Source organism: Novosphingobium sp. (assembly GCF_041905565.1).
In the GTDB taxonomy this organism is placed as follows: domain Bacteria; phylum Pseudomonadota; class Alphaproteobacteria; order Sphingomonadales; family Sphingomonadaceae; genus Novosphingobium.
On sequence record NZ_JAYRKX010000008.1, the window covers coordinates 41,225 to 65,988 of the forward strand.

Annotated in this window: 24 protein-coding genes; 16 read left to right on the forward strand and 8 right to left on the reverse strand. The window is 66.6% G+C overall.

The window, feature by feature from the left end; genetic code table 11:
* Positions 1–128 precede the first annotated feature (128 nt).
* From ACE3N9_RS08305 to ACE3N9_RS08315, 3 genes are all read left to right on the forward strand, one after another.
* Positions 129–2,096 (forward strand): alkyl/aryl-sulfatase, encoded by a 1,968-nt coding sequence (locus ACE3N9_RS08305; protein ID WP_374282731.1) that lies wholly within the window; start codon positions 129–131, stop codon positions 2,094–2,096.
* Between the two features lie 82 nt (positions 2,097–2,178).
* Positions 2,179–2,664 carry a YbjN domain-containing protein gene (locus tag ACE3N9_RS08310; RefSeq protein WP_374282733.1) on the forward strand — a complete coding sequence of 162 codons (486 nt, stop codon included), beginning with the start codon at positions 2,179–2,181 and terminating at the stop codon, positions 2,662–2,664.
* Positions 2,664–3,617 carry a DUF3617 family protein gene (locus ACE3N9_RS08315; RefSeq protein WP_374282735.1) on the forward strand — a complete coding sequence of 318 codons (954 nt, stop codon included), beginning with the start codon at positions 2,664–2,666 and terminating at the stop codon, positions 3,615–3,617. Before ACE3N9_RS08310 ends, ACE3N9_RS08315 begins: the two co-directional genes overlap by 1 nt.
* Before the next feature lie 10 nt (positions 3,618–3,627).
* Here ACE3N9_RS08315 and mltG read toward each other — a convergent pair whose 3' ends face one another.
* From mltG to ACE3N9_RS08330, 3 genes are all read right to left on the reverse strand, one after another.
* A complete protein-coding gene (mltG, locus tag ACE3N9_RS08320; RefSeq protein WP_374282737.1) occupies positions 3,628–4,590 on the reverse strand; it encodes an endolytic transglycosylase MltG in 963 nt (320 codons plus the stop codon).
* Positions 4,590–5,852: a beta-ketoacyl-ACP synthase II gene (gene fabF / locus ACE3N9_RS08325; protein ID WP_374282739.1), complete on the reverse strand. Its 1,263-nt coding sequence runs from the start codon at positions 5,850–5,852 to the stop codon at positions 4,590–4,592. Before fabF ends, mltG begins: the two co-directional genes overlap by 1 nt.
* A 135-nt stretch (positions 5,853–5,987) precedes the next feature.
* Positions 5,988–6,224: an acyl carrier protein gene (locus ACE3N9_RS08330; RefSeq protein ID WP_374282741.1), complete on the reverse strand. Its 237-nt coding sequence runs from the start codon at positions 6,222–6,224 to the stop codon at positions 5,988–5,990.
* Positions 6,225–6,415: 191 nt separating this feature from the next.
* Between ACE3N9_RS08330 and ACE3N9_RS08335 the strand changes: the two genes are divergently transcribed.
* A complete protein-coding gene (locus ACE3N9_RS08335) occupies positions 6,416–6,967 on the forward strand; it encodes a hypothetical protein (RefSeq protein ID WP_374282743.1) in 552 nt (183 codons plus the stop codon).
* Between the two features lie 10 nt (positions 6,968–6,977).
* Here ACE3N9_RS08335 and ACE3N9_RS08340 read toward each other — a convergent pair whose 3' ends face one another.
* Positions 6,978–7,913 (reverse strand): hypothetical protein, encoded by a 936-nt coding sequence (locus tag ACE3N9_RS08340; RefSeq protein WP_374282745.1) that lies wholly within the window; start codon positions 7,911–7,913, stop codon positions 6,978–6,980.
* An 84-nt stretch (positions 7,914–7,997) separates the two neighbouring features.
* The gene (gene aspS, locus ACE3N9_RS08345) at positions 7,998–9,779 is read right to left on the reverse strand and encodes an aspartate--tRNA ligase (protein ID WP_374282747.1); all 1,782 of its coding nucleotides are present in this window, start codon (positions 9,777–9,779) and stop codon (positions 7,998–8,000) included.
* Between the two features lie 115 nt (positions 9,780–9,894).
* On the opposite strand from aspS, the gene rnd reads away from it, so the two are divergent.
* Both rnd and ACE3N9_RS08355 read left to right on the forward strand, forming a co-directional pair.
* Positions 9,895–11,109: a ribonuclease D gene (gene rnd, locus ACE3N9_RS08350; protein WP_374282749.1), complete on the forward strand. Its 1,215-nt coding sequence runs from the start codon at positions 9,895–9,897 to the stop codon at positions 11,107–11,109.
* Positions 11,106–12,002 (forward strand): hydrogen peroxide-inducible genes activator, encoded by an 897-nt coding sequence (locus ACE3N9_RS08355; RefSeq protein WP_374282751.1) that lies wholly within the window; start codon positions 11,106–11,108, stop codon positions 12,000–12,002. Before rnd ends, ACE3N9_RS08355 begins: the two co-directional genes overlap by 4 nt.
* Positions 12,003–12,011: 9 nt before the next feature.
* Here ACE3N9_RS08355 and pgsA read toward each other — a convergent pair whose 3' ends face one another.
* Positions 12,012–12,605 (reverse strand): CDP-diacylglycerol--glycerol-3-phosphate 3-phosphatidyltransferase, encoded by a 594-nt coding sequence (pgsA, locus tag ACE3N9_RS08360; RefSeq protein ID WP_374282753.1) that lies wholly within the window; start codon positions 12,603–12,605, stop codon positions 12,012–12,014.
* A 110-nt stretch (positions 12,606–12,715) separates the two neighbouring features.
* Here pgsA and ACE3N9_RS08365 point away from each other — a divergent pair, with 110 nt between their 5' ends.
* Positions 12,716–14,050, forward strand: a complete 1,335-nt coding sequence (locus tag ACE3N9_RS08365; RefSeq protein ID WP_374282755.1) for an MFS transporter — start codon at positions 12,716–12,718, stop codon at positions 14,048–14,050.
* Here the strand turns inward: ACE3N9_RS08365 and ACE3N9_RS08370 are convergent.
* A complete protein-coding gene (locus ACE3N9_RS08370) occupies positions 14,008–14,199 on the reverse strand; it encodes a hypothetical protein (RefSeq protein WP_374282757.1) in 192 nt (63 codons plus the stop codon). The genes ACE3N9_RS08365 and ACE3N9_RS08370 overlap by 43 nt on opposite strands.
* A 147-nt stretch (positions 14,200–14,346) precedes the next feature.
* Here ACE3N9_RS08370 and ACE3N9_RS08375 point away from each other — a divergent pair, with 147 nt between their 5' ends.
* The gene (locus ACE3N9_RS08375) at positions 14,347–16,017 is read left to right on the forward strand and encodes a thiamine pyrophosphate-binding protein (RefSeq protein WP_374282759.1); all 1,671 of its coding nucleotides are present in this window, start codon (positions 14,347–14,349) and stop codon (positions 16,015–16,017) included.
* On the opposite strand, the gene ACE3N9_RS08380 is transcribed toward ACE3N9_RS08375, so the two are convergent.
* Positions 16,018–16,437, reverse strand: coding sequence for an EVE domain-containing protein (locus tag ACE3N9_RS08380; protein ID WP_374282762.1), 420 nt, complete (start codon positions 16,435–16,437; stop codon positions 16,018–16,020).
* A gap of 63 nt (positions 16,438–16,500) precedes the next feature.
* Between ACE3N9_RS08380 and ACE3N9_RS08385 the strand changes: the two genes are divergently transcribed.
* From ACE3N9_RS08385 to ACE3N9_RS08420, 8 genes are all read left to right on the forward strand, one after another.
* Positions 16,501–17,436 (forward strand): isopenicillin N synthase family dioxygenase, encoded by a 936-nt coding sequence (locus ACE3N9_RS08385; protein WP_374282764.1) that lies wholly within the window; start codon positions 16,501–16,503, stop codon positions 17,434–17,436.
* A gap of 111 nt (positions 17,437–17,547) precedes the next feature.
* A complete protein-coding gene (locus tag ACE3N9_RS08390) occupies positions 17,548–19,215 on the forward strand; it encodes a putative bifunctional diguanylate cyclase/phosphodiesterase (RefSeq protein WP_374282765.1) in 1,668 nt (555 codons plus the stop codon).
* Positions 19,216–19,275: 60 nt separating this feature from the next.
* On the forward strand, positions 19,276–20,094 hold the full coding sequence (dapF, locus tag ACE3N9_RS08395; protein ID WP_374282767.1) for a diaminopimelate epimerase: 819 nt from the start codon (positions 19,276–19,278) through the stop codon (positions 20,092–20,094).
* Positions 20,091–21,263: a MiaB/RimO family radical SAM methylthiotransferase gene (locus ACE3N9_RS08400; protein ID WP_374282769.1), complete on the forward strand. Its 1,173-nt coding sequence runs from the start codon at positions 20,091–20,093 to the stop codon at positions 21,261–21,263. The genes dapF and ACE3N9_RS08400 overlap by 4 nt, the downstream gene beginning before the upstream one ends.
* Entirely contained in the window at positions 21,260–22,183 is a 924-nt protein-coding gene (gene ftsY / locus ACE3N9_RS08405; RefSeq protein WP_374282771.1) for a signal recognition particle-docking protein FtsY, read from the forward strand. The genes ACE3N9_RS08400 and ftsY overlap by 4 nt, the downstream gene beginning before the upstream one ends.
* On the forward strand, positions 22,183–22,833 hold the full coding sequence (locus tag ACE3N9_RS08410; RefSeq protein ID WP_374282954.1) for an inner membrane-spanning protein YciB: 651 nt from the start codon (positions 22,183–22,185) through the stop codon (positions 22,831–22,833). Before ftsY ends, ACE3N9_RS08410 begins: the two co-directional genes overlap by 1 nt.
* A gap of 117 nt (positions 22,834–22,950) precedes the next feature.
* Positions 22,951–23,529, forward strand: a complete 579-nt coding sequence (locus tag ACE3N9_RS08415) for a urate hydroxylase PuuD (protein ID WP_374282773.1) — start codon at positions 22,951–22,953, stop codon at positions 23,527–23,529.
* 87 nt (positions 23,530–23,616) lie between these two features.
* Complete coding sequence (locus ACE3N9_RS08420) at positions 23,617–24,756, forward strand: pyridoxal phosphate-dependent aminotransferase (protein ID WP_374282775.1); 1,140 nt, start codon at positions 23,617–23,619, stop codon at positions 24,754–24,756.
* The last annotated feature ends 8 nt before the right edge of the window (positions 24,757–24,764 follow it).

Sequence of the window (24,764 nt, forward strand, 5' to 3'; positions counted from 1 at the left end):
GGCGCCGCCCAAAAATCGATCCAACAGGACAATGTGGATTGTTTGATCGCTAAATTCGATCAACAACCCCGCTTGCCAAGCGCCCTTCCCCCGCCCCACACTCCGCCCAAATCCGGGAGGAGAGGATCATGTCGCACCGCCGTTTCCGCACTCGTCTGCTTGCGCTCAGCGCGCTGGCCCCGCTGGCCCTGGGCAATGCCCCCGCGCCAACGCCTGAGGCGCCCAAGCCAGCCTCTGCCGCCACGCTCGCCGCGCAGAAGGCCGCCGCTGCCGCCCTGCCCGCCGACGATGGCCGCGACGGCGAATTTTCCAGCCGGGGGTTCATCGCCACCCCCGCCGATCCGCTGATCAAGGATGCCAAGGGCAAGCCGGTTTGGCACATCGCCGCCTATGACTGGATGAAAGGCGATGCCCCGCCCAGCGTCCACCCCTCGCTCTGGCGCGAGATGAAGTACCTGGGCAAACACGGCCTGTTCAAGGTGAGCGATGGCGTGTGGCAGGTGCGCGGGTTCGACGTATCGAACATGACCGTGATCCAGGGCCAGACCGGTTGGATCCTGGTCGATCCGCTGACCAACCGCGAAACCGCGGCAGCGGCGCTGAAGCTGGTCAACGAACAGCTGGGCACCCGGCCGGTGACGGCGGTGATCTACAGCCACAGCCATGCCGATCACTATGGAGGGGTGCGCGGCGTGGTGAACGAGGCGGACGTGACCGCGGGCAAGGTGGCGATCATCGCGCCCGAACACTTCATGGCCGAAGCCGCGTCCGAGAACATCATGGCCGGTCCGGCGATGGGGCGGCGCGCGCTGTTCCAGTTCGGCGGCGGGATCAAGCCCGGGCCGCAGGGGCAGATGGGCAGCGGGATCGGCATGGGCGTGGCCGGCGGGGAAACCACCCTGATCGCCCCGACCGATACCATCACCCGCACCGGCGAAACCCGCAACGTGGACGGCGTGCCGCTGGAATTCCAGATCGTGTCGGGCAGCGAAGCGCCAAGCGAGCTCAACGTCTATATCGTCCCGAAGAAGGCGTTCCTGTCTGCGGAGATGAGCACCTGCTCGCTGCACAACATCCTCACCCCGCGCGGGGCCAAGGTGCGCAACGCGCACGCCTGGGCGGGCTACCTCGACGAGGCGCTGCGGCTTTACGGCGAGCGCAGCGATGTGGTCCTGTCGAGCCATTGCTGGCCGCGCTTTGGCCAGGGCGAAGTGGCGCAGATGCTGGCCAGCCAGCGTGACAACTATCGCTACCTGCATGACCAGACCGTGCGGCTGATGAACAAGGGCGAGACCCAGGCCGAAATCGCCGAGGCACTGAAGCAGCCCAAGGAGCTGGCCGAGCAGTGGTACAACCACGGCTATTACGGCACTTACAGCCACAACTCGAAAGCGATCTACCAGTTCTACCTCGGCTGGTACGATGCCAATCCGGCCAACCTGAACCCCTGGCCGCCGGCCGAACGCGCCAAGCGCAGCGTCGCGGCGATGGGCGGCGCGGCCAAGGTGCTGAAGCTGGCGAAGCAGGCCATGGCCCAGGGCGATTACCGCTGGTCGAGCGACCTGCTCAACCAGCTGGTGTTCGCCGATCCGGCCAACCAGGCGGCACGCGCCCTGCTGGCCGACAGCTATGAACAGCAGGGTTACCAGGCCGAAAGCGGGATCTGGCGCAACCAGTTCCTGCAGGCCGCGCGCGAGCTGCGCGATCCGCTCAAGGGCGCTTTCCCAACCGGCAGCCCCGACATGATCGCCGGGGTCCCCACCCTGCTCCTGCTCGATACGCTGGCGACCCGGTTCGATCCGGCGAAGCTGGGCGGGCGCAAGCTGGGGATCAACCTGGTCATGCCCGACCGCAAGGAGAGCGCCGGGGTGGAACTGACCGGGACCACCATGTTCAACCGGATGGAGCCGCTGGCGAATCCCACCGCGACGATCACCGCGCCGCGCCGGGTGCTGCTGGGCCTGCTGTTCCTGAAACTGCCGCTGGAACAGCTGGAAATGGCTGGCCTGAAGGTGGAAGGCGACCGCGCCGCGGTGCAGGCCTGGCTCGATGGGATCGAACCACAGGGCGGCATGTTCAACGTGGTCGAACCGTAACCTGCCGCTTGACCCGCCGCCCGCGCATTCGATACTGAAGGACCAGCCGAGCGCGCGGTCAATCGAACTGGAAAGGCCGTCAATGCCGCTTTCTTTCCGCCGCGCCTTGATTGGCGCGGCCTTGTCCCTGGTGCTGGCCGGTCCATGCCATGCTCAGTCCTTCGCCAGCAAGTTCACCACCGAACAAGTGCGGCGGGTCGCCCTGGCGGGACCGGCCGCGCCGTTCAAGACGGCCGAAGTGACCAAGCTGGCCAACGGCAATCCGGTGGCCGTGCTGATCACGCCGGGCGGAGTGGTCGTGTCGGTGTTCGGCTGGACCTGCGCCAGCACGGGTTGCGAGGAGGCACGCCTGCTTGCCACGGTCAGCCCTCCGGCGGGGACCGACCGCCAGCAGCTGGTCGATCGCTTCAACGAACAACCCCGCTGGGCTGCCGCCTATGTCGATGGCGACAAGGTGACCCTGCGCGGCAGCCTGTTCTATTCGGACGGGATCAGCGATGCCAACCTGGCCCAGTATCTGGCGTCGATGGCGCACCACGCCGCCCGCCTGGCCGCGGGGCAGTCCTGATGCGCCGCCCCCTTACCGCCGCCGCCGCGCTGGCGCTGACGCTGGGCGGCGTTACCCAGGCCGGGAGCGCCCCCGCCGGCCCCGCCGCCGCAGCCCCCCTGCCGGCGCAGCCCGCCCGCCTGGTCCGCTATGACGAAGCGCAATTGCGCGCCATCCTGGCCGACATGGGCTGGAAGGCGGAAACCGCGAGCACTGGCAAGGCGCCCGCCCTTGGCGTCTGGTCCAAGGTTGGCCTGCCGTACCAGATTGCCGGGGTTCAGTGCGCCGATGCGGCGGGCCAGACCTGCGAGGCGATCCGGCTGCGCTACCGCAATACGCTGCGCCATGCCGATGCCGCGGGGATGGCACGGCGGCTCAATGCCAAGCAGTATTTCCTGCGGGCAGCCTACTGGGCCGCGCCCGGCGGCGGCGTGCCAATCCTTGAACCGGAACGGATCATCATCCTGAAAGGCGGGGTCAGCGCGGCCCAGATCAAGGCCAACCTGGTCGAGTTTGAAGACTGGATAGTGAAGCTGGTTCCGGGGATCGGACTGGATTTGCCGGTGACCTACACCGGCCCCCGCCCGGAACGCGCCCCGGCTCCGGCCCCGCCCCCGCCACCAGCCGCGCCAGCAGGCTCTGGCCTGGCGCCGGGCATGTACAGCATGACCATGTCGACCGAATCCGGTTCGCTCAGCCAGAACATCTGCCTGACTGCGTCCGATGTGCGGCAGTCGATCCCGAAGATCGCGGCAGACATGACCAATGGCGGCTACGGCTGTTCGGTGTCCGGCAATGGCTTCGGCTCGGCGCAGATGCAATGCACCGGGCGGATTGTCGAAGGCAACATCTCCGCCAGCGGGATGAGCACCAGCCTGCGCTTTTCGGGCAACGCGTTGGTCAATACCGATGGAATGGGCGGGCGGGCGCGCATCCAGTTCCAGGGCAGCGCCAGCCGCACCGGGGATTGCTAGCGCCGCAGCGTCAGAAGTCGCCGCGTTCCTTGCGGATCGTGTACCACTTTTCCACGTTGACGTTGTGCTGTTCCAGCGTGGAGGCAAACTGGTGTCCGCCGGTGCCATCGGCCACCATGTACAGCGCGTCGGTCTGCGCCGGGTGCAGCACGGCGGCAATCGAATCCTTGCCCGGATTGGTGATCGGCCCCTTGGGCAGCCCGATCATCGAATAGGTGTTGTAATCGTTCACCGCCTGGATCTCGCTCTGGCGGATGCGGCGGCCCAGCGGTTTGCCCTTGGTGATCGGATAGATGATCGTCGGGTCGGCCTGGAGCATGATCCCCTGGCGCAGCCGGTTGGAATAAAGGCCCGCAACCACCGTCCGCTCGCTCGGCTTGCCGGTTTCCTTTTCGACGATCGAGGCGAGTGTCAGCGCTTCCTCGGGCGTCCTGACCGGCAGGTTGGGATCGCGCCCGGCCCACAGTTCGGCGAGCGTGCGCTGCATCGCCGCCTGCATCCGCAGCAGCACCGCCTGGCGGCTTTCGCCGCGGTCGATCTCGTAGGTATCGGGCAGGATCGAGCCTTCGGCCGGAACCTCGATGCTGCCGGTCAGCTGCGGATTGGCCATCAGCCGCTCGTAAACCATGATCGAGGGCATGCCTTCGGGCACGGTCACGAAGCGGCGCAGCACTTCATCGCCCTGGATGATCGACAGGATCTTTGCCGGGCTGGCGCCCTTGGGCAGCATGAATTCGCCGGCCTTGATCGGCGCGCCAACGCCGAACACCCGCGCGCGCAGCTTGAAGAAGCTGGCGGACCGGATCGCCCCGCCCTTTTCCAGCTTGGCCGCGACGCTGGCCAGGCTGGAGCCGTCGGGAACGATGAACGGGGTGTCCTTGGCCAGTGGGCCTGACGTGTACCAGCCGGAAACGAACCAGCCGAGCAACAGGACGACCGCCAGAACGGCGGCCAGGACACCCCGACGGATCATCAGTCTTCCAGCGCCTTCACGATCACGCTGGCATTGGTTCCGCCAAAGCCGAAGCTGTTGTTGAGCGCGGCGCGGACCTTGCGCTTGCGCGCCACCTTGGGCACCAGGTCGACGCCCTCGGTCCCTTCATCGGGATTGTCGAGGTTGAGCGTCGGCGGCACCACCTGGTCGCGGATCGCGAGGATGCAGAAGATTGTTTCCACCGCGCCCGCGCCGCCCAGCAGGTGGCCGATCGCGCTCTTGGTGCTGCTCATCGAGGCGCCCGACAGGTCATCGCCCAGCACGCGCTTGACCGCGCCCAGTTCGATCGTGTCGGCCATGGTCGAGGTGCCGTGGGCGTTGACATAGTCGATGTCGCCCGGTTCCATCCCGGCCTTGCGCATCGCCATGCGCATCGACAGTTCCGCGCCCTTGCCTTCCGGGTGCGGGGCGGTGACGTGATAGGCATCGCCCGACAGGCCATAGCCGACCACTTCGGCATAGATCTTCGCGCCGCGCGCCTTGGCGTGCTCGTATTCTTCCAGCACCACCACGCCCGCGCCTTCGCCCATGACGAAGCCGTCGCGGTCCTTGTCATAGGGGCGGCTGGCCTGCTCGGGCCGGTCGTTGTAGCTGCAATTGAGCGCGCGGGCCTGGGCAAAACCGGCCACGCCGAGCGGGTTGACCGTGCCTTCCGCACCGCCCGCCAGCATCACGTCGGCATCGCCGTCCTTGATCATCCGCGCGGCATCGCCGATCGAATGGGCGCCGGTCGAACAGGCGGTGACCACGGCGTGGTTCGGCCCCATCAGCCCGTACTTGATCGAGACCTGGCCCGAGATCAGGTTGATCAGGCGGCCATGGACGAAGTGCGGCGAAACGCGGCCCGGGCCCTTTTCATGCAGGACGATCGATTCGCTTTCGATCCCCGGCAGACCGCCGATGCCCGAACCGATCGAGCAGCCGGTGCGCAGCTTGAGGTCTTCGTCCATATCGGCCAAGCCGGCGTCTTCCAGCGCCTGTCCGGCGGCATCGATGCCATAGACGATGAATGGATCAACCTGGCGCTGGACCTTGTGGTCCACCCGCTTGCCCGGATCGAAGCCGTATTCGTGATCCGGCCCCTTCACTTCGCAGGCGATCGTGCACTTGTGGCCTTCGGTGTCGAACCGCGTGATCGGGCCTGCGCCGCTCTTGCCGGCGATCAGGTTCTTCCACGTGGTTTCCACATCACCGCCCAGCGGCGTGACAAGGCCCAGTCCGGTTACGACAACACGGCGCATTCCAGTCTCCAAGTTCCCTAAACGCAACAGGCCCAGCCCGCTATGGGCTGAGCCTGTCGTTACCCTGCCGCTCCGTCAACACGGAACTGTCGCACAGCTGCGCGAACCCGCGGCCAGGGCATGTGGCTGAGGCAATCAGCCCTTGTTGCTGTTGATGTAGCTGATCGCGTCGGCGACGGTGCTGATCTTTTCAGCGGCGTCGTCGGGGATCTCCACGCCGAACTCTTCTTCGAACGCCATGACCAGCTCGACGATGTCGAGGCTGTCGGCGCCCAGGTCGTCGATGAAGCTGGCGTCTTCGGTCACCTTGTCGGCTTCGACGCCGAGGTGTTCGACCACAATTTTCTTAACCCGATCGGCGGTGTCGCTCATGGATGTGTCCCTTCGTGAACGGCAGATTAAATTGTCAGGCCACGCCCTAGAGAACGGCAAAGGCGCTGGCAAGTGGCTTGGCGCAGGGAAAGCTGGGGAATGCCGGGTGCATTGGTATTTATCCCTCGCCAGCTTCGTCGGCACCTCCTATTCCTGCTCCACGTCCGCGCTTCAAAACTCAGGAGAATATCGTGCCTGCAAGACTTGTCCGCATCGCGGCGCTGGCCGCCGTCGGCCTGACGGTGCTTGCCGCCGGCGGCGCCACGGCCGCCGATCCGGCCCCCGCCGTCTCGCTGGCCGACGCGTCGGGCGCGCATATCGCGCTACTGCGCCAGGCCGTGCCCGATGGCTGGGTGGAAGGACAGTTCACCGCATGGAACGATGCCGGCGAACAGACCGATGCCGATAACCGCCCCGAATGCACGAGCGGGCCGGGCCACGAGGATCTGCCGAACATGTTCGGCGGCATGATCAAGGCCTTTTCCGACGGGGCAAGCTGCACCGTGACCGCCTATGAGCCTGGCTCGCTGCGCTTTGGCATGGTGTGCAACAAGGACGGCAAATCCCTGGCCTACGATGCGTCGGGCAGCTTCAGCGCCGGGCAGATCGATTTCCTGGTCAAGCTGAAGGCGACCGGACCGGACGCGCCGGACCTCGGCTCGATGCGGCTGGTGGCCAAGCGGGTGCGCGATTGCACCGCTGACGAACTGGCGAAGGCCGCCAAGCACGACCCGGAGACCTGATGCGCCTCGCCTAGGCGCCGGCGTGCGCGGCCAGCTGCCCCCGCGCCTGGGCATTGCGATCGAGCCGGCCCAGCCCGGCGGCGGCAGCGCCATATTTCGGGGCCAGGTCCAGCACCTTGCTATAGCCCGCTTCAGCCGCCTGCGCGCCGCTTTCGCCCAGCGATTCGGCACATAGCGCAAGGTTGAACTGCGTCGGCACGTGGCCGGGATTGGCCGCACCCACTTGCGCCCAGGCGGCGCAAGCGGCGCGCGGATCGGTCTTGGTCAGCTTGACCGCCCGCTTGAACCGGTCGCTATCCGACTTTGACAGGCCCTTGCGGTTTTCGTCGACCCGGATTGCAGCGTCGGTAAAGCGCGGCGCGAACTCGGGACGGAGCCGGTCGACATACCGCGCGATCAGGTCGCGGACCACGTCACCGCGCGAGCGGGGCGGATTCTCATCCCCCTCGCACGAGGCGTGCTCGGCCTGTTCGGGCGCGTCGTCGGAATGGATCAGGGTGCCGTCGGGCTGGACCACGCGCAGGCTCACCTGCAAGGTGATGCGGCGGCGCGAACACTTGATCTCGCGCTGTTCCTTGCGCAGGCATTTGCCCTCGCCGTGCTTTTCAGCGCAGGTCTCGCGCTTTTCGGTGTAGCGCTGGAACTGGACATCGGCATCGGCCGTGCCGCGCAGCAGCGCATCGCCGCCGCCGCTGGCCGTGGCGGCGGGCAGCACCCGGAAATAGGGTCCGCCATCCAGGCTGATCGCGCGCAGCATGTCTTCCAAGCGGATCGTCACCGCCGCGCCTTCGCTGCCGCCGAAGCCATCGACCACGATCGAGCGCAGCGCGGCCAGCCGGTCGTTACGGGCGGGGTTCAGGCCGAACACTTGCACCACTTCGGCCAGGGCGGGCCCGGCGGACAGCACACTTGCCAAGGCGGCAATCGACAGGATGACAGAACGCACGGCAAATCCCCCACCGGATCGCGCACCCGGTGCAGGGAATGCCAAGCAGCAAGTGCCGCCGTCAACCGCAAAAGGATCGGGTTATCAACCCTTTTGCGGTTCGATCACGCGCAGGTGCAACTCGCGCAGCTGCTTCGGCTCGGGCAGGCTGGGCGCGCCCATCAGCAGGTCTTCGGCGCGCTGGTTCATCGGGAACAGCGTGATTTCGCGCAGGTTCTGCACCCCGCACAGCAGCATGACCATGCGGTCGACCCCGGCGGCCATCCCGCCATGCGGCGGCGCGCCATACTGGAACGCGCGGTACATCCCGCCAAAGCGTTCCTCGACGTCCTGCTGCGACAGGCCGACCTTTTCGAAGGCGGCGACCATCAGGTCCGGGTGCTGGTTGCGGATCGAACCCGAAGCGAGTTCGTAGCCGTTGCAGACCATGTCGTACTGATATGCCTTGATGGTCAGCGGGTCCTGGGTCTGCAGCGCTTCCAGCCCGCCCTGCGGCATCGAGAACGGGTTGTGCGCGAAGTCCAGCTTCTTGTTGTCCTCGTCCCATTCGAAGAACGGGAAATCGATAATCCAGCAGAACCGGAAGGAGTCCTTGTCGATCAGGTCAAGCTGTTCGCCCACGCGGTTACGCGCCTGGCCGGCCAGCTTCGCGGCCTGGTCTTCCTTGCCCGCGGCAAAAAAGGCGCCGTCATCCGGGCCAAGGCCCAGCGCATCCCACAGCGCGGCCATCTTGTCCTCGCCGTGGTTCTTGGCGATCGGGCCGCCGAATACGCCGCCCTTGCGGGTGGCATAGCCAAGGCCCGCATGGCCTTCGCTGCGCGCCCAGTCGTTCATCTCGTCGAAGAACTTGCGCGACAGACCGGCGGTATTCGGCGCGGGGATCAGGCGGACCACGCCGCCGCCGCCCACGATCTTTTCGAACAGGCCGAAACCGGACTGGGTGAATTCGCTCGTCACGTCGCGGATCACCAGCGGGTTGCGCAGGTCCGGCTTGTCCGAGCCATAGTCGAGCATCGCCTGGGCATAGGGGATGCGCGGGAATTCGCCCGCCGGAGTGACCTTGCGGCCACCCGCAAACTTTTCGAAGATCCCGGCCATGACCGGCTCCATCGTTTCCCAGACTTCTTCCTGGGTGACGAAGCTCATTTCGAGGTCGAGCTGGTAGAATTCGCCCGGCAGGCGGTCAGCGCGCGGATCTTCGTCGCGGAAGCAGGGGGCGATCTGGAAATAACGGTCGAAGCCCGCGACCATCAGCAGCTGCTTGTACTGCTGCGGGGCCTGCGGCAAGGCAAAGAACTTGCCCGGGTGAATGCGGCTCGGCACCAGGAAGTCGCGCGCGCCTTCGGGGCTGGAGGCGGTCAGGATCGGGGTCGAGAATTCGTTGAAGCCGATGTCTTCCATCGCCCGGCGCGTTTCGCGGATCACCGCGGTGCGGGTCATGATGTTGGCGTGCAGCGTCTCGCGCCGCAGGTCGAGGAAGCGATAGCGCAGGCGCACATCCTCGGGATATTCCTGTTCCCCGGCAACCGGCAGGGGCAGTTCCTCCGCCCGGCTCAGCACCGTGGCGGCGCGGGCATAGACCTCGATCTCGCCGGTCGGCAGGTTCGGGTTGACGGTGCCGGCGCTGCGGGCCTTGACCTCGCCGTCGATGGTGACCACCGATTCCACGCGCAGGCCTTCCAGCACGGCCAGCGCCGGGCTGTCGGCATCGGCGACGATCTGGGTCATGCCGTAATGGTCGCGCAGGTCGACGAACAGCACGCCGCCGTGGTCGCGCTTGCGATGGACCCAGCCCGACAGGCGGATGGTCTGGCCTACGTCACTGGCGCGAAGCGCGCCGCAGGTGTGCGAACGATAAAGATGCATCGAAACTCTTTCCAATCGGCCCGCTTTCAGGCAGGGGCGAAAGCGCGGCTAACAGGCGATGGCCGCGACTTTGTCAAGCCGCGAGCCCGCACGGGCTCACTTACAGATAAGAACCATGAAGATACACCCCCTGATTACCACTTCCGACGCCCTTGCCGAGCTGTGCGAGCGCCTGTCCCACGCCGACTATGTCTGCGTCGACACCGAGTTCATGCGCGAGAACACCTACTGGCCGGAACTCTGCCTGATCCAGATCGCGGACGACAAGGAAGCCGCCGCGATCGATCCGCTGGCCAAGGACATCGACCTGTCGCCGCTGCTCGACCTGCTGGTTGACAACGAGGACGTGCTGAAGGTGTTCCACGCCGGCGGGCAGGATGTGGAAATCATCTACAATTTCACCGGCAAGACCCCGCATCCGATCTTCGACACCCAGATCGCGATGATGGCGATCAGCCAGAGCGAGCAGATCGGCTATTCCAACCTGGTCGAAAGCTGGCTGGGCCTGCAGATCGACAAGGGCGCCCGCTTTACCGACTGGTCGCGCCGCCCGCTGACCGAACGGCAGATCGAATATGCCATCGGCGACGTGACCCACCTGTCGCTGATCTTCCCGAAGATGCTGCAGCGCCTGATCAAGACCGGGCGCGGCGCCTGGCTTGACATCGAGATGGAAAAGCTGGCCGATCCGGCCAACTACAAGAACGATCCCGACCTGTCGTGGCAGCGGATCAAGGCCGCCGGGCGCAACCCGGCGATGCTTGGGCGGCTCAAGGCCCTGGCCCACTGGCGCGAGCTGGAAGCCCAGGACAAGAACATCCCGCGCGGCCGCATCGCCCGCGACGAAACCCTGGCCGACCTCGCCAGCCATCCGCCCAAGGTCCAGGCCGACCTTGCCAAGGTGCGCGGCCTGTCTGGCGCCTGGAAGGACAACGAGATCGGCAAGCGACTGATGGCCGCGCTGGACGGCGCCAAGCCGCTGACCGATGCCGAACTGCCGCCGCGCACCCCGCGCGGCGCGCCGCTGGGCAAGGAAGGCGCGCTGGTCGCCGACCTGCTCAAGCTGCTGCTCAAGATCCGCAGCCGCGAGATTGACGTGGCCTCGCGCCTGCTGGCGCGCAGCGAAGACCTGGAACTGCTGGCCGCAGGCGTGCGCGAGCTGCCGCTGCTCCAGGGCTGGCGCTATGACGTGTTCGGCAAAGACGCGCTGGAACTGGTCGAAGGCAAGACCGCCTTCGCCGTGGTCAAGAACAAGCTGAAGATGGCACACATCGACGAAATCGGCGGCTCGCCTGCGGCGGCACCCACACCGGCGGATCCGGCGCAGTGACCACTTACCTGCCCACGCTCAAGCAGCTGCAATACCTCGTCGCGCTGCATGAACATGGGCACTTCGGCCGGGCGGCCGATGCCTGCTTCGTCTCGCAGTCCACCCTGTCGGCGGGGCTGCGCGATCTCGAAACACTGCTGGGCGTGGTGCTGGTCGAGCGGACCAAGCGCGCGGTGCGGTTTACCCCGCTGGGCAATGCCGTGGTCGCCAAGGCCCACCGCCTGCTGCGCGAGGCCGAGGAACTGTCCGACATGGTGCAAAGCGCCGGGCAGCCGCTGTCAGGCGAAATGCGGATGAGCGTGATCCCCACGATCGCCCCGTTCCTGCTGCCCCGGATGCTGCCCCGCCTGCGCCGCGAACGCCCGGCGCTCAAGCTGTACCTGCGCGAGGAAACCAGCGCGGCGGCAATCGAAAGTCTGCACCACGGCCGCAGCGACTGCGTGCTGCTGGCGCTGCCCTTCCCCACGGGCGAGGTCGAGAAGGAAACGATCGAGCTCGACGCGCTGTGGGTCGCCTTTCCCAAGGACGATCCGCGCGATCCGCCCGAGGAGATTTCCCCGGACCTGATCGACGAAAACCGCCTGCTGCTGCTGGAAGACGGCCACTGCCTGAAAGAGCACGCGCTGGCGGCCTGCAACCGCCCGGAACTGCGCGCTTCGGCCACGATGATCGGGACCAGCCTGCACACCCTGGTGCAGATGGTGGACAATGGCCTGGGGCTGACCATGCTGCCAGAAATGGCGCTGGATGCCGGCATCCTCAACGGCACCGACGTGGTCGCCCGGCCGCTGAAAAGCGAAACCGCCAACCGCGAAATCGCGCTGGTCTGGCGCAAGAACAGCCCCCGCGCCGATGAATTCCGGATGCTGGCGGAAGAACTGCGCGCGGGCTGAACGCCCGGCTCAATCCATGTGCTTGAGGCCGACCCGCAGGTAATCCCAGCCGGTAATCACGGTCAGCGCCGCCGCCGCCCACAGGGTGGTCAGGCCCACGGTGTGCGGAAAATTGACCACCAGCGACCCGACCGGCACGGTCCAGCCGGGCAGCGCCTGGCCCAGGATCAGCGCGCCCAGGCAGACCATCTGGAAGGTGGTCTTCCACTTGGCCAGCCGGCTGACCGGCACCGACACGCGCAGCCCGCCGAGGAATTCGCGCAGGCCCGACACCGCGATCTCGCGAATCAGGATCACCAGACCGGCGATCACGTGCATGTCGCCCACATAGGGGCCGGTCAGCACGCCCTGCGCGCTGAGCACCAGGATCACCGCGGCAACCATGATCTTGTCGGCAATCGGATCGAGGAACTGGCCCAGCTTGCTGACCGTGCCCTGCGCGCGGGCCAGATAGCCGTCGAAATAATCGGTAATGCCCATCAGGCAGTACAGGGAAAAGGCCACGCCGTAGCCGAACTCCCACTTGGGCCACCACAGCAGCGCCACCAGCAGGGGCACAGCGACGATCCGCGACAGGGTCAGCAGGTTGGGCAAGCTCAGCATTTGTACTTGCATAGCGATCCAACGCGCTGCGCAAAAGGGTGAAGAAACGCTTGTCCCGTAACAATCTGCCGCTAGGGTCCGCCCCGAAACGGGAAGCCCTGAACCAATCCATGACCACCCAGACCCACCTGATCCGCAGCCGGCGCTTCGTGCCGCTGTTCGTGACCCAGCTGCTCAACGCCTTCAACGACAACCTGTTCAAGAACGCGATGGTCCTGTTCGTGGTCTACGAGGTCTATCGCAGCGAACAGGCCGAAGCCCAGTTCAGCGCGATTGCCTCGGGCCTGTTCATCCTGCCGTTTTTCCTGCTTTCGGCCATCGCCGGGCAACTGGCCGACATGCGTGACAAGGCGCGGATCATCCGCATCGTCAAGGCGGCGGAAATCGGCATCATGCTGGTCGGCGCGGCCGGGCTGTACCTGGCCTGGGAAGGCTTTCACACCACCACCGTGGCGATCCCGCTGATGCTGCTGGCGCTCACCGGCATGGGGGTCCATTCCACTTTCTTCGGCCCGATCAAGTACGCGATCCTGCCGCAGCACCTGCACCAGGACGAAGTGCTGGCCGGCACCGGCCTGGTCGAGGCGGGAACTTATATCGCGATCCTGGCCGGCACGATCATCGCCGGGTGGATCCCGGTCGAATGGGCCGCCGCAGCGGTAATCCTGACCGCACTGGTCGGCTACGCGGTCAGCCGCGAAGTTCCGCCCGCCCCGCCCTTCAACCAGCCCGAACCGCTGGACTATCACTTCGTCCGCGCCTCGATCACGCTGGTGCGCAACACCAGCCATGACCGCCGGGTGTTCCTGGCAATCATGGCGATCAGCTTCTTCTGGACGGTCGGCACGGTGCTGTTCGTGCAGTTCCCGCCGCTGGCCAAGAACGTCCTGTCGGCCAGCAAGGAAGTCGCCAGCCTGTTTCTGGTGATCTTCTCGGTCGGGGTGGCGATCGGCTCGATGTCGGTCAACGCGCTGCTCAAGGGCACGGTTTCGGCGCGTTATTCGCCGCCTTCGGTCATCGTCATGGGGCTGTTCGTTGTCGCCTTCTTCGAGGTCTGCCGCGAATGGGCGCCCAACACCGGCGGCGGCCTGCTCAATGTCGCGCAGTTCATGGCCGAACCGCTCGCCATTCCGCTGATGCTGTGCCTCTTGGGTATTGCCGTATCAGGCGGGATGTTCGTGGTGCCGCTCTATGCCTTCCTTACCACTTTCGTCGACAAGGCGCAGACCTCGCGGACCATCGCGGCCAACAACATCGTCAATTCGGGCGCAATGGTGATCGGGTCGCTGCTGGCCACCGGGCTGTCGGCGGCGGGCGTGCCGATCGTGCAGCAACTGCTGCTCAGCGCGGCGATGTGCCTGGTGTCCGCCTGGATTGCCCGCAAGCTGGTGCTGGCGGAACGTCAGGCGATGAAGACCGAAACCCCGACGAAGCAGGCGCAGTAGGCAACCAGGAAATCGCGCAGGTCAGCCAGGCGCAGCCAAGGCTTGCGCTCAATCCGCACCGGCGGATTGCCCTGGCGGACATGCGGGGGCAGGCTCGCCAGGAACGGGTGCCGGGCGGTTTCATCGGTGAGGACAAGCGACCTTCTCATGCCCGCCGGGGTAAGAAATTGTTCACCATCGCACCAGCCGGAAAATCGCGGTTAACGGCGCCGTTCCCGATCTGGGACAGTAACCATTTCCGGTGACCACGGGCGCAGATAGTTGCCCGCGAAACCATGCCCGGCTAAGCCGTGGAAATGACTGACAGCCAGACCGTCAACGGTGGCCGCCTGCTGGTGGACTGCCTGATCGAGCAAGGGTGCGACCGGATTTTCACCGTGCCCGGCGAAAGTTTTCTTGCGGTGCTGGATGCACTGCACGATTCGCCTGAAGTGCAGACCGTGGTCTGCCGCCAGGAAGGTGGTGCGGCGTTCATGGCCTGCGCCGATGGCACCATGACCGGGCGGCCCGGCGTATGCTTCGTCACGCGCGGCCCAGGGGCGACCAACGCCAGCATCGGCGTCCACGTGGCGATGCAGGATTCACAGCCGATGATCCTGTTCATCGGCGATGTCGATCGCGCCATGCGCGACCGCGAGGGGTTCCAGGAAGTCGACTTCCAGGCGATGTTCGCGCCGCTGTGCAAGTGGGCCGCGCGGATCGACGATGCGGCCCGCATTCCCGAATATGTCGCCCGCGCCTGGGCCACGGCGCTGGCCGGGCGCCCCGGCCCGGTGGTGCTGGCCCTGCCCGAGGACATGCTGCTCGATCAGGTGTCGGGCATCATGCCGCGCCCCGCGATCCACCGCCCGGCGCAAGTGCCCTGCCCCGATGCCATGGGCACGCTGATGGACCTGCTGGCCGATGCCGCCGCCCCGGTCGCGATTGTCGGCGGCGCGGGCTGGCACGCCAAGGCGCGCGAACATTTCACCGAATTTGCCGAGCGGATCGGCCTGCCGGTCGCCGGCGCGTTCCGGCGGCAGGACGCGATTGCCAATTCCAGCCCGGTCTGGGCCGGCAACCTGGGCTATGGCCCCAACCCCAAGTTGGTAGAACGGATCAAGCTGGCCGACCTGGTGCTGGTGGTCGGCGCCCGGCTTGGCGAGGCGACGACCGATGGCTACACCCTGATCACGCCCGATCATCCCGGCCAGACGCTGATCCACGTCCACCCCGATCCCGAGGAACTGGGCCGGGTCTATCGCCCGGACCTGGCGATCTGCGCCGACATGACCGAATTTGCCGAAGCCGCCGCGCTGTGGGACGATGATGTGGTGCCGTTCGACGCGGGCGAGGAAGCGCATCTTGAGTGGCTGGAATGGTCAACCCCCCGCCCCGGCGCTTACGCGCTCGACATGGCGAGCTGCGTTGCGGCGATGCGCGATCTGCTGCCGGATGACAGCATCATCTGCAACGGCGCGGGCAATTTCTCGGGCTGGTGGCACCGTTTCTGGCATTACAACGGCTTTCCCTGCCAGCTGGCGCCGACCGCCGGGGCGATGGGTTACGGCGTGCCCGCCGCGGTTGCCGCCGCGCTGCGCCACCCGGAGCGGACCGTCGTTGCACTTGCCGGGGACGGCGACTTCCTGATGAACGGGCAGGAACTGGCCACCGCCGTCCAGCACGGCTGCGATCTGATCGTGATGCTGGTCGACAACGGCGCCTACGGCACGATCCGGATGCACCAGGAACGCGAATTTCCCGAGCGGGTGTCCGCCACCACCCTGGCCAACCCGGATTTCGCCGCACTGGCGCGCGCCTTTGGCGGCTGGGCGCAGCGGGTGGAAACCACCGCCGAGTTCACCGCCGCGCTGACCGAGGCGAAGGAGCGGGGGGGCCTGCGCCTGCTGCACCTGGTGATCGAGCTCGAACAGCTCAGCGCCGCCGGGGCAACCGTGTCGGGCCTGCGCGCTAGGGCGCGGGGCTGATCAGCCTTCCGCCAGGTTCAGGATGTGGTCCCATTCGTGCGGGGCCACCGCCGAAACCGACAGGCGGAACTTGGTCAGCAGTTCCATCTGCGCCAGCGCGGGATCGGCCTTGATTTCCTTGAGCGTGACGGTCCGCGCCAGCTTGCGCACCGGCTTCAGCTTCACGGCCGACCAGCGCCCGGTATCGTCGGTCGGATCAGGCAGCCCGCTCTGGGTGATCTCGGCGATCCCGACGATCTCCACCCCGATGTTGGAGTGATAGAAGAACACCTGGTCCCCCGGCTGCATCGCCCGAAGGTTGTTGCGCGCGGTATAGTTGCGCACCCCGTCCCAGGTGCCCTCGCCCTCGGCCACCAGGTCGTCCCAGCTGTAGACGTCAGGTTCGGATTTCATCAGCCAGTGGTTTTTGATTTTGCTCATGCCAGAACTCGCGAAACGGACTATGGCGCGCCCATAGCCACACATTCATGGAAACGTCCACACATGCCCCTTTCCACCCTCCCCGTGCTGTCGCTGGCCGATACGCCCGAAGCGTTCTCCAAGGCGATCGGTGACAGCTTCCGGACCTTCGGCTTTGCCATGGTCAAGGATTTCGACATCGACCGCGCGCTGATCGACCGCGCCTGGGACCTGTCGAAGCAGTTCTTCGATCTGCCGGTCGATGAAAAGCGCCGCTACCACAACCCCGCCATCGCCGGGGCGCGCGGCTATACCCCCTTCGGCGTCGAAATCGCCAAGGACGCCAAGGCGCACGACCTCAAGGAATTCTGGCACATCGGCCGCGACCTGCCCGCAGGCAGCCCGCTGGCGGATTCGATGCCGCCCAACGTCTGGCCCGACCGCCCGGAAGGCTTCCAGGAAGTGTTCAGCGAGCTCTACCGGCAGTTCGACCGCACCGGCGCGACGATCCTGTCGCGCATCGCCGTCTACCTCGGGCTGGACGAGAACTGGTTCGATGCCGGGATCGAGGACGGCAATTCGGTGATGCGCCTGCTGCACTATCCCCCGCTGAACAATGTCGAGGGCGAGGCGATCCGCGCCGGGGCGCATGGCGACATCAACCTGATCACGCTGCTGCTGGGGGCCGAGGAAGCCGGGCTGGAACTGCTGACCAAGGAAGGCAACTGGATCAGCGCCTCGCCGCCCGAAGGCGCGATGGTGATCAACGTCGGCGACATGCTCGAACGGCTGACCAACCACGTCCTGCCCAGCACCATCCACCGCGTGCGCAACCCGGATGCGCAGCGCGCGCGCTTCAGCCGCTATTCGATGCCGTTCTTCCTGCACCTGCGCAGCGACTTTCCGTTCGTCACGCTGCCGCAGTGCATCAGTGCCGACAATCCGGACCGCTACCCGGTGTCGATCACGGCCGATGACTTCCTACAGCAGCGCCTGCGCGAGATCGGCCTGAAGAAATAGTGGGCCGCAGGTTCCGGCCTGTCACCCGGGCCGGAACCTTGCAACTTAACGCAAAATTCAGGTTGTCGTGCGAATGCCCCAAGGCAACTGGCCTTTGGGGACATGCCAGCTATGGCCGATACCGGACCGAATACCGCCCAGCAGGACCCCGGCCTCGATGCGCCGGAGACCAAGGCCAAGCGCGACATCATCGCGCTGGGCATCGTGGTGGCCTCGATCATCATGTTCGTCGGCAACGGCAGTTCGGTCCTGCCCCAGATCGCGCGGATGCTGGCCGGGCACGGCGGCGGGCCGGACGCGATGCTCAGCAACGCGCTGCTGCTCAACATCGCCCTGGTGATCTTCGGCTGGCGCCGTTACGCCGAATTGACCGGCGAAGTGCGCGAACGCCGCCGGGCCGAGGAACAGGCCCGGATCCTGGCGGAAACCGATCCGCTGACCGGGTGCCTCAACCGCCGGTCGATCGCCGCCCATGCGGACGAGCTGATCGCGGCGGCGCTGGAGCGCGGCCAGGGCGTGGCCCTGGTGATGCTCGATCTCGACAATTTCAAGGCGGTCAATGACCTGCACGGCCATGCCGCGGGCGACACGTTGCTGCGCACCGCGGCGCAGCGCATTGCCGGACACCTGCCCGAACAGGCCCTGCTGGCCCGGATCGGCGGCGATGAATTCGCCTGCGTGGTCGCCTATGACCGCGACCATGCCGAAGTGATCGACCAGTTGGCGACCGATCTGACCCAGGACGTCGCCAAGCCCGTGTCCCACGGCGAACTGGCGATCGAGGCGACCGTCTCGGTCGGCCTTGCCCGCGTGGTCGAGGCGGGGACCGACATGGCCCAGACGCTGATGCACATGGCCGACATCGCGATGTACCAGGCCAAGAAGCTCGGCCGCAACGGGTTCTGCTGGTTCGATCCGGTGATGGAAAGCGAACTGCGCTTTCGCGGCGAACTGGAAACCGGCATCCGCCGCGGCATCGGCCTGCGCGAATTCGTGCCCTATTACGAAAAGCAGATCGACCTCGCGACCGGACAGCTGGTCGGTTTCGAAATGTTGGCGCGGTGGAAATCACCGACGCTGGGTGTGGTCAGCCCGGAAATCTTCATTCCCGTGGCCGAGGAAATCGGCGCGATCGCCGAACTGTCCGAAGCGCTGATCCGGCAGGCGCTGGTCGATGCGCGCTACTGGCATCCGCGCCTGACCCTGTCGGTCAACATCTCGCCGGTCCAGCTGCGCGACCCGTGGTTCGCGCAGAAGCTGCTCAAGCTGCTGGTCGAGGCCAATTTCCCGCCCAGCCGGCTGGAAATCGAAATCACCGAAACCAGCCTGCACGACAACCTGGGGCTGGTGAAATCGCTGATCACCAGCCTGAAGAACCAGGGCGTGCGGATCAGCCTCGACGATTTCGGCACCGGCTACAGCTCGCTCTCGCAGCTGCGCAGCCTGCCGTTCGACCGGATCAAGATCGATCGCAGCTTCATCACCACCCTGCCCCACAACAAGGACAGCGCCACCATCGTCCGCTCGATCATCGCCATGGGCGAAGGGCTGGGCCTGCCGGTGACCGCCGAAGGAGTGGAGACGCCGCAGGTGCTCGAAGCGCTCCAGCAGATCGGAACGGTCAAGGCGCAGGGCTACCTCTATGGCAAGCCCGGCCCCGCCGATGCGATCGAAAGCGAGCTGGAACAGATGGACCTCCTGCTCCAGCCCGGCGCGCTGAGCAGGGACGAAGCCGCAATGCCGGCCGAGCCCGAACCGCGCCGCGCGCGCCGCGCCTGATCGCGCCGCCCGGCCCGCCCGCTCTGGACGCCCGCCCGCCCAGCGCCTAAAGCGCGGGCCATGCGGGTTCCCTTCATCAAGATGCATGGCCTGGGCAACGATTTCATCGTGCTCGACGCGCGCGCCCAGCCGGTGCCGCCGATGACCAATGCCCTGGCCGCCGCGCTGGCCGACCGCAAGACCGGGATCGGCTGCGACCAGCTGATCCTGCTCGAACCGTCCGCCAGGGCCGATTTCCGCATGCGGATCTTCAATGCCGATGGCGGCGAGGTGGGCGCCTGCGGCAATGCCACCCGCGCGGTCGGCCTGCTCCACGGCGCCCCCGCCCGGATCGAGACGCTGGGCGGCGAACTGTACGCCAATCCGGTCGATGGCGGAATCGCGGTCGACATGGGGCTGCCCCGGCTCGACTGGCAGCAGATCCCGCTGGCCTGGGCGATGGACACCCACACCATGCCGGTCGGCTGGGAAGACCTGGACGCGCCCACGGCAGTCAACGTCGGCAATCCGCACGTGATCTTCTTCGTCCCCGATTGCGACGCGGTGGCGCTCGACCGGCTGGGCCCGCTGATCGAACACGACCCCCTGTTTCCCGAGCGGGTCAACGTCAACGTCGCCACGGTGGAAAGCCGTTCGCGCATCCGCCTGCGGGTGTGGGAACGCGGCGTGGGCGAAACCCGCGCCTGCGGCACCGGCGCCTGCGCGACCGCGATCGGCGCGATGCGCCGGGGGCTGGCCGACCGGCAGGTTACCGTGGCGCTGGCCGGCGGCGAACTGCGGATCGAATGGACCGCCGAAGGGCGGATCATGATGACTGGCCCGGCCGCGATCAGTTTTCACGGCAGCTTCGATCCGGCCGATTACGGAGCCGCCGGGTGACCGTTGAGGTCATTTCGCTGGGCTGCCGGCTGAACCTGTCCGAAAGCGAAGACCTGCGCCGCCTGCTGGGGGCAGAGCAGGACCTGGTGGTGGTCAATTCCTGCGCGGTCACTTCCGAAGCGGTGCGCCAGACCCGCCAGGCAATCCGCCGCGCGCGCCGCGCCCGGCCCGATGCCCGCCTGCTGGTAACCGGCTGCGCCGCCGAAGTGGAGCGCACCGCTCTTTCCGCCATGCCCGAAGTGGACGGCCTGATTCCCAACCAGGCCAAGCTCGATCCGCGTGCCTGGAACGTGCCCGCCCTGCCCGCGCCCGATACCAGCCGGCACACCCGCGCCTTCATCGCGGTGCAGAACGGCTGCGATCACGCCTGCACCTTCTGCGTCATCCCGCAAGGCCGGGGGCCAAGCCGCTCGCTGCCGGTGGCGGCGGTGCTGCGCGATGTCGAACGCCACTTGGCGCTGGGCGCACGCGAAGTGGTGCTGACCGGCGTCGACCTGACCAGCTGGGGCCATGACCTGCCCCGGCCCGAAAACCTCGGCACGCTGGCCGCCGCAATCCTGTCGTCCTTTCCCGAGCTGCCGCGCCTGCGCCTCTCCTCGCTCGACGGGGTGGAAATCGACCAGCTGTTGCTCGACCTGCTGGCGGGTGAGGCGCGGGTGATGCCGCATGTTCACCTCTCGCTCCAGCACGGCGATGACCTGATCCTCAAGCGGATGAAGCGCCGCCACCTGCGCGGCGATGCGGTGGAACTGGTCCAGCGCCTGCGCGAGCGGTGCCCTGACATCGCCTTTGGCGCGGACCTGATCGCCGGCTTTCCGACCGAAAGCGAGGCGGCCCATGCCGCGAACCTCTCGCTCGTGGCCGAGCTGAACCTCGTCCACCTCCACGTCTTTCCCTATTCCCCCCGCCCCGGCACCCCCGCCGCGCGGATGCCCCAGCTTGATCCCGCCACGATCCGCAGGCGCGCCGCCGCGCTGCGCGCCGTGGCCGCCCAGGTTCGGGACGAATGGCTGCGGACACTTGTCGGCCAGCCGCAAGAGGTGCTTGCGGAGCGCGACGGGACGGGCCATGCGCAGAACTTTGCAAGGGTGCAATTGCCACCCGGAACCAGAGCCGGAACCATCGTGAACCTTACCCCTACCCAGATCAGCGCAGGGCTGCTGGCATGAGCGCCGAAAGCTGGACCGACCGCCTGTTCGGCGGCTTTCGCAAGACGTCCGAACGGCTGAGCGAGAACCTCGCCGGGATCGTCAGCAAGACCCGGCTGGACGACGCCCAGCTCGACGAGATCGAGGACGCGCTGGTCATGTCCGACCTTGGTCCGCGCGCCGCCGCCCGGATCCGCGAACGGCTGGGCGATGACCGCTTCGAACGCGGCGTCGATGAAGCCGGGATCAAGCAGGCCGTGGCCGAAGAAGTGGCCGCGATCCTTCGCCCGGTGGCCAAGCCGCTCGACATCGTCGCCTTTCCCCGCCCGCAGGTCGTGCTGGTGATCGGCGTCAACGGGTCGGGCAAGACCACGACCATCGCCAAGCTGGCGCACCTGTTCCAGGAACAGGACTATTCGGTGATGCTGGTGGCCGGCGATACGTTCCGCGCCGCCGCGATCGGGCAGCTGGCGGTCTGGGCCGAACGGCTCGGCGTGCCGATCGTCAAGGGGCCGGAAGGCGGCGATCCGGCCAGCGTGGTGTTCGACGGGGTCAAGGCCGCGACCGAAGCCGGGACCGACGTGCTGATCGTCGATACTGCCGGGCGCCTCCAGAACAAGCGCGAGCTGATGGACGAGCTGGCCAAGATCCGCCGCGTGCTGGGCCGCCTCAACGTCGAGGCGCCGCATGACGTGGTCCTGGTGCTGGATGCGACCAATGGCCAGAACGCCTTGCAGCAGATCGAGATCTTCAAGGAAGTCGCGGGCGTTACCGGCCTCGTCATGACCAAGCTCGATGGCACCGCGCGCGGCGGGGTGCTGGTTGCGGCGGCGGAACAATACGGGCTGCCGATCCACGCGATCGGCGTGGGCGAAAAGATCGACGACCTGCGCCCGTTCGATCCCGAGTTGGTCGCCAAGGTCATTGCAGGGGTAGCATGATGAACGACACCGCTTCCCCCAAAGCGAAGTCCGGCGGCTGGCTCAACCTGCTGGTCGATTACGGCCCGGTGCTGGTGTTCTTCCTGGTCTATCGCCACTATTCCCCCAGCGGCCACAACGATACCGTTGGCGAAGTGCTGGCGGTGGTGCGCGGCACGGCCAGCTTCATGGTCGCCGCTGTCCTCGCGCTGGTCGTCTCGCGCTGGAAGCTGGGCCGCATCTCGCCGATGCTGTGGCTCTCGACCGTGCTGATCGTCGGCTTTGGCGGCCTGACAATCCTGCTGCGCGATCCAGTGTGGATCCAGCGCAAGCCGACCGCGATCTACATCATGTTCGGCGCGGTGCTGCTGATCGGCGTGTCGCGCGGCAAGTCCTATCTCAAGGTCCTGCTCGAAGCGGCCTTCGAAGGGCTGAACGATGCCGGTTGGCTCAAGCTGTCGCGCAATTGGGGCTGGTTCTTCCTGGTCCTCGCCGCGCTGAACGAAGCCTTGCGCCACTACCTCAGCTTCGGAGACTGGATCGCGGCCAAGCTGTGGCTGTTCATGCCGCTGTCGTTCCTGTTCACCTTCGCGCAGATTCCCATGCTGCTGCGCCACGGCCTGGCCCAGGAAGCCGAAGCCGAGGTGCTGTCCGATCCGCCGCACGAGTAAGAACGCTTCGCAAAAAGGTTTGGCAAGCCGCGCGAAACAGGCATAAGGCAGCTTGCGGCCTGCACATGCGGGCCAACGGGACCATTTGATAACAACGCTTCGATAAAGGGGGAAGCAATGGCCAAATTCTTTGGAAACCTGCACCTGGTGCTGGCCACCGGCCTGGTGCTCACCATCATTACCATGCTGAATTACGCGGGCGCTGCCCCGGTCGACGCCAATTCGGTGTTCCGCTGGCTGCACGTGTTCTTCGGCATCCTGTGGATCGGGCTGCTCTATTACCTGAACTTCGTCCAGGTGCCGACCATGCCGGCGATCCCGGCCGAACAGAAGGGCGCCATCACCGGCCACATCGCGCCGAAGGTGTTCTTCTTCTTCCGCTATGCCGCGCTGCTGACCGTGATCACCGGTCTGGTGATCGCCGTGGTCAAGGGCTATGCCCACCAGGCTTTCACCTTCTCGGGTGAAGGCTCGGTCAACCTGATCGGCCTGGGCATGTGGCTCGCGCTGATCATGGCGTTCAACGTGTGGTTCATCATCTGGCCGGCCCAGAAGAAGATCCTCAACCTGGGCGCCACCGAAGCTTCGGCTGAGGAAAAGGCCGCCGCCGCGCCGCGCGCCCTGGCCGCCAGCCGCACCAACCTGCTGCTGTCGCTGCCGATGCTCTACTGCATGGTCAGCGCCAACCTCGGCTGATCCGGCCTTCCGGCCAATGAAAGGCGCGGTGCCCCCGGCGGGGCGCCGCGCTTTTCTTTTGTCCGATGCCCGGCTACCTGCACCGGCATGACCGCGCAGATCGAACCGTTCCACGCCATCGCCGTTTCGGGCCTGGCCCACCGCCTCAAGGCCGAAGGCCGTTCGATCATCCACATGGAGTTCGGCCAGCCCAGCACCGGCGCCCCCGCTGCCGCCATCGCCGAGGCGCACAAGGTGCTCGACAGCGACCCGATGGGCTATTGGGAAAGCCCGCTGCTGAAGCAGCGCATCGTCGAACATTACGCCCAGCGCCACGGGGTGGAGATCAGCCCGGCGCAGATCATCCTGACCTGCGGCGCGTCGCCCGGCCTGGTCCTGGCCCTGAACATGAGCTTTGCTCCCGGCGCACGGGTGGCGATCGCCCGGCCGGGCTATGTCGCCTATCGCAACAACCTGCGCGCGCTGCACATGGAGCCGGTTGAGCTGCCCTGCGGCGAGGCGGAACGCTATCAGCTGTCCGCCGCGGCCCTGGCCGCGCTGGATCCAGCCCCGGACGGCGTCATCATCGCCAGCCCGGCCAATCCCACCGGCACGATCATCCCGCGCGGCGAGCTGGAAGCCATCGCCCAGGTCTGCCGGGAACGCGGCATCATCGTGATCTCGGACGAGATCTACCACGGCATTTCCTATGGCCAGCCGACCCCGTCGATGCTGGAAGTCATGCCCGAGGCGCTGGTGGTCAACAGTTTCTCGAAGTATTTCAGCATGGCCGGCTGGCGGCTTGGCTGGCTGATCGTGCCGCCCGGCGGGATCGACGCCGCCCGCGCGCGGATGGGCAACCTGTTCCTCACGCCCCCCAGCCTGGCCCAGCACGCCGGGGCGGAAGCGATGCTCTGCACCGAGGAACTCGAAGCCAACATCGCCACCTATGCCCGCAACCGGGATTCACTGCTGGCGGCGCTGCCCGGCATGGGCCTGGGCAAGATCGCCCCGCCCGACGGCGCGTTCTACATCTATGCCGACGTGTCGGACTTTACCGACGACGCGCTGGAATTCTGCCAGCAACTGCTGCGCGACACCGGCGTCGCCACCGCGCCGGGGATCGATTTCGACCCGGTTGACGGCCACCGCTTCATGCGGATCAGCTTTGCCGTGTCCACGCCCGAGGTCGAGGAAGCGATCCGCCGCATGGGACCGTGGTTCGCCGCGCGCAGCCGGCGGGGCTGAACCGGCCC

What these genes read in the sequence shown, in the direction of transcription:
- ACE3N9_RS08305 (WP_374282731.1), top strand. Translation starts at nt 129, where the DNA reads ATGTCGCACCGCCGTTTCCGCACTCGTCTGCTTGCGCTCAGCGCGCTG.
- ACE3N9_RS08310 (WP_374282733.1), top strand. Translation starts at nt 2,179, where the DNA reads ATGCCGCTTTCTTTCCGCCGCGCCTTGATTGGCGCGGCCTTGTCCCTG.
- ACE3N9_RS08315 (WP_374282735.1), top strand. Translation starts at nt 2,664, where the DNA reads ATGCGCCGCCCCCTTACCGCCGCCGCCGCGCTGGCGCTGACGCTGGGC.
- mltG (WP_374282737.1), bottom strand. Translation starts at nt 4,590, where the DNA reads ATGATCCGTCGGGGTGTCCTGGCCGCCGTTCTGGCGGTCGTCCTGTTG.
- fabF (WP_374282739.1), bottom strand. Translation starts at nt 5,852, where the DNA reads ATGCGCCGTGTTGTCGTAACCGGACTGGGCCTTGTCACGCCGCTGGGC.
- ACE3N9_RS08330 (WP_374282741.1), bottom strand. Translation starts at nt 6,224, where the DNA reads ATGAGCGACACCGCCGATCGGGTTAAGAAAATTGTGGTCGAACACCTC.
- aspS (WP_374282747.1), bottom strand. Translation starts at nt 9,779, where the DNA reads ATGCATCTTTATCGTTCGCACACCTGCGGCGCGCTTCGCGCCAGTGAC.
- rnd (WP_374282749.1), top strand. Translation starts at nt 9,895, where the DNA reads ATGAAGATACACCCCCTGATTACCACTTCCGACGCCCTTGCCGAGCTG.
- pgsA (WP_374282753.1), bottom strand. Translation starts at nt 12,605, where the DNA reads ATGCTGAGCTTGCCCAACCTGCTGACCCTGTCGCGGATCGTCGCTGTG.
- ACE3N9_RS08365 (WP_374282755.1), top strand. Translation starts at nt 12,716, where the DNA reads ATGACCACCCAGACCCACCTGATCCGCAGCCGGCGCTTCGTGCCGCTG.
- ACE3N9_RS08370 (WP_374282757.1), bottom strand. Translation starts at nt 14,199, where the DNA reads ATGAGAAGGTCGCTTGTCCTCACCGATGAAACCGCCCGGCACCCGTTC.
- ACE3N9_RS08375 (WP_374282759.1), top strand. Translation starts at nt 14,347, where the DNA reads ATGACTGACAGCCAGACCGTCAACGGTGGCCGCCTGCTGGTGGACTGC.
- ACE3N9_RS08380 (WP_374282762.1), bottom strand. Translation starts at nt 16,437, where the DNA reads ATGAGCAAAATCAAAAACCACTGGCTGATGAAATCCGAACCTGACGTC.
- ACE3N9_RS08385 (WP_374282764.1), top strand. Translation starts at nt 16,501, where the DNA reads ATGCCCCTTTCCACCCTCCCCGTGCTGTCGCTGGCCGATACGCCCGAA.
- ACE3N9_RS08390 (WP_374282765.1), top strand. Translation starts at nt 17,548, where the DNA reads ATGGCCGATACCGGACCGAATACCGCCCAGCAGGACCCCGGCCTCGAT.
- dapF (WP_374282767.1), top strand. Translation starts at nt 19,276, where the DNA reads ATGCGGGTTCCCTTCATCAAGATGCATGGCCTGGGCAACGATTTCATC.
- ftsY (WP_374282771.1), top strand. Translation starts at nt 21,260, where the DNA reads ATGAGCGCCGAAAGCTGGACCGACCGCCTGTTCGGCGGCTTTCGCAAG.
- ACE3N9_RS08410 (WP_374282954.1), top strand. Translation starts at nt 22,183, where the DNA reads ATGAACGACACCGCTTCCCCCAAAGCGAAGTCCGGCGGCTGGCTCAAC.
- ACE3N9_RS08415 (WP_374282773.1), top strand. Translation starts at nt 22,951, where the DNA reads ATGGCCAAATTCTTTGGAAACCTGCACCTGGTGCTGGCCACCGGCCTG.
- ACE3N9_RS08420 (WP_374282775.1), top strand. Translation starts at nt 23,617, where the DNA reads ATGACCGCGCAGATCGAACCGTTCCACGCCATCGCCGTTTCGGGCCTG.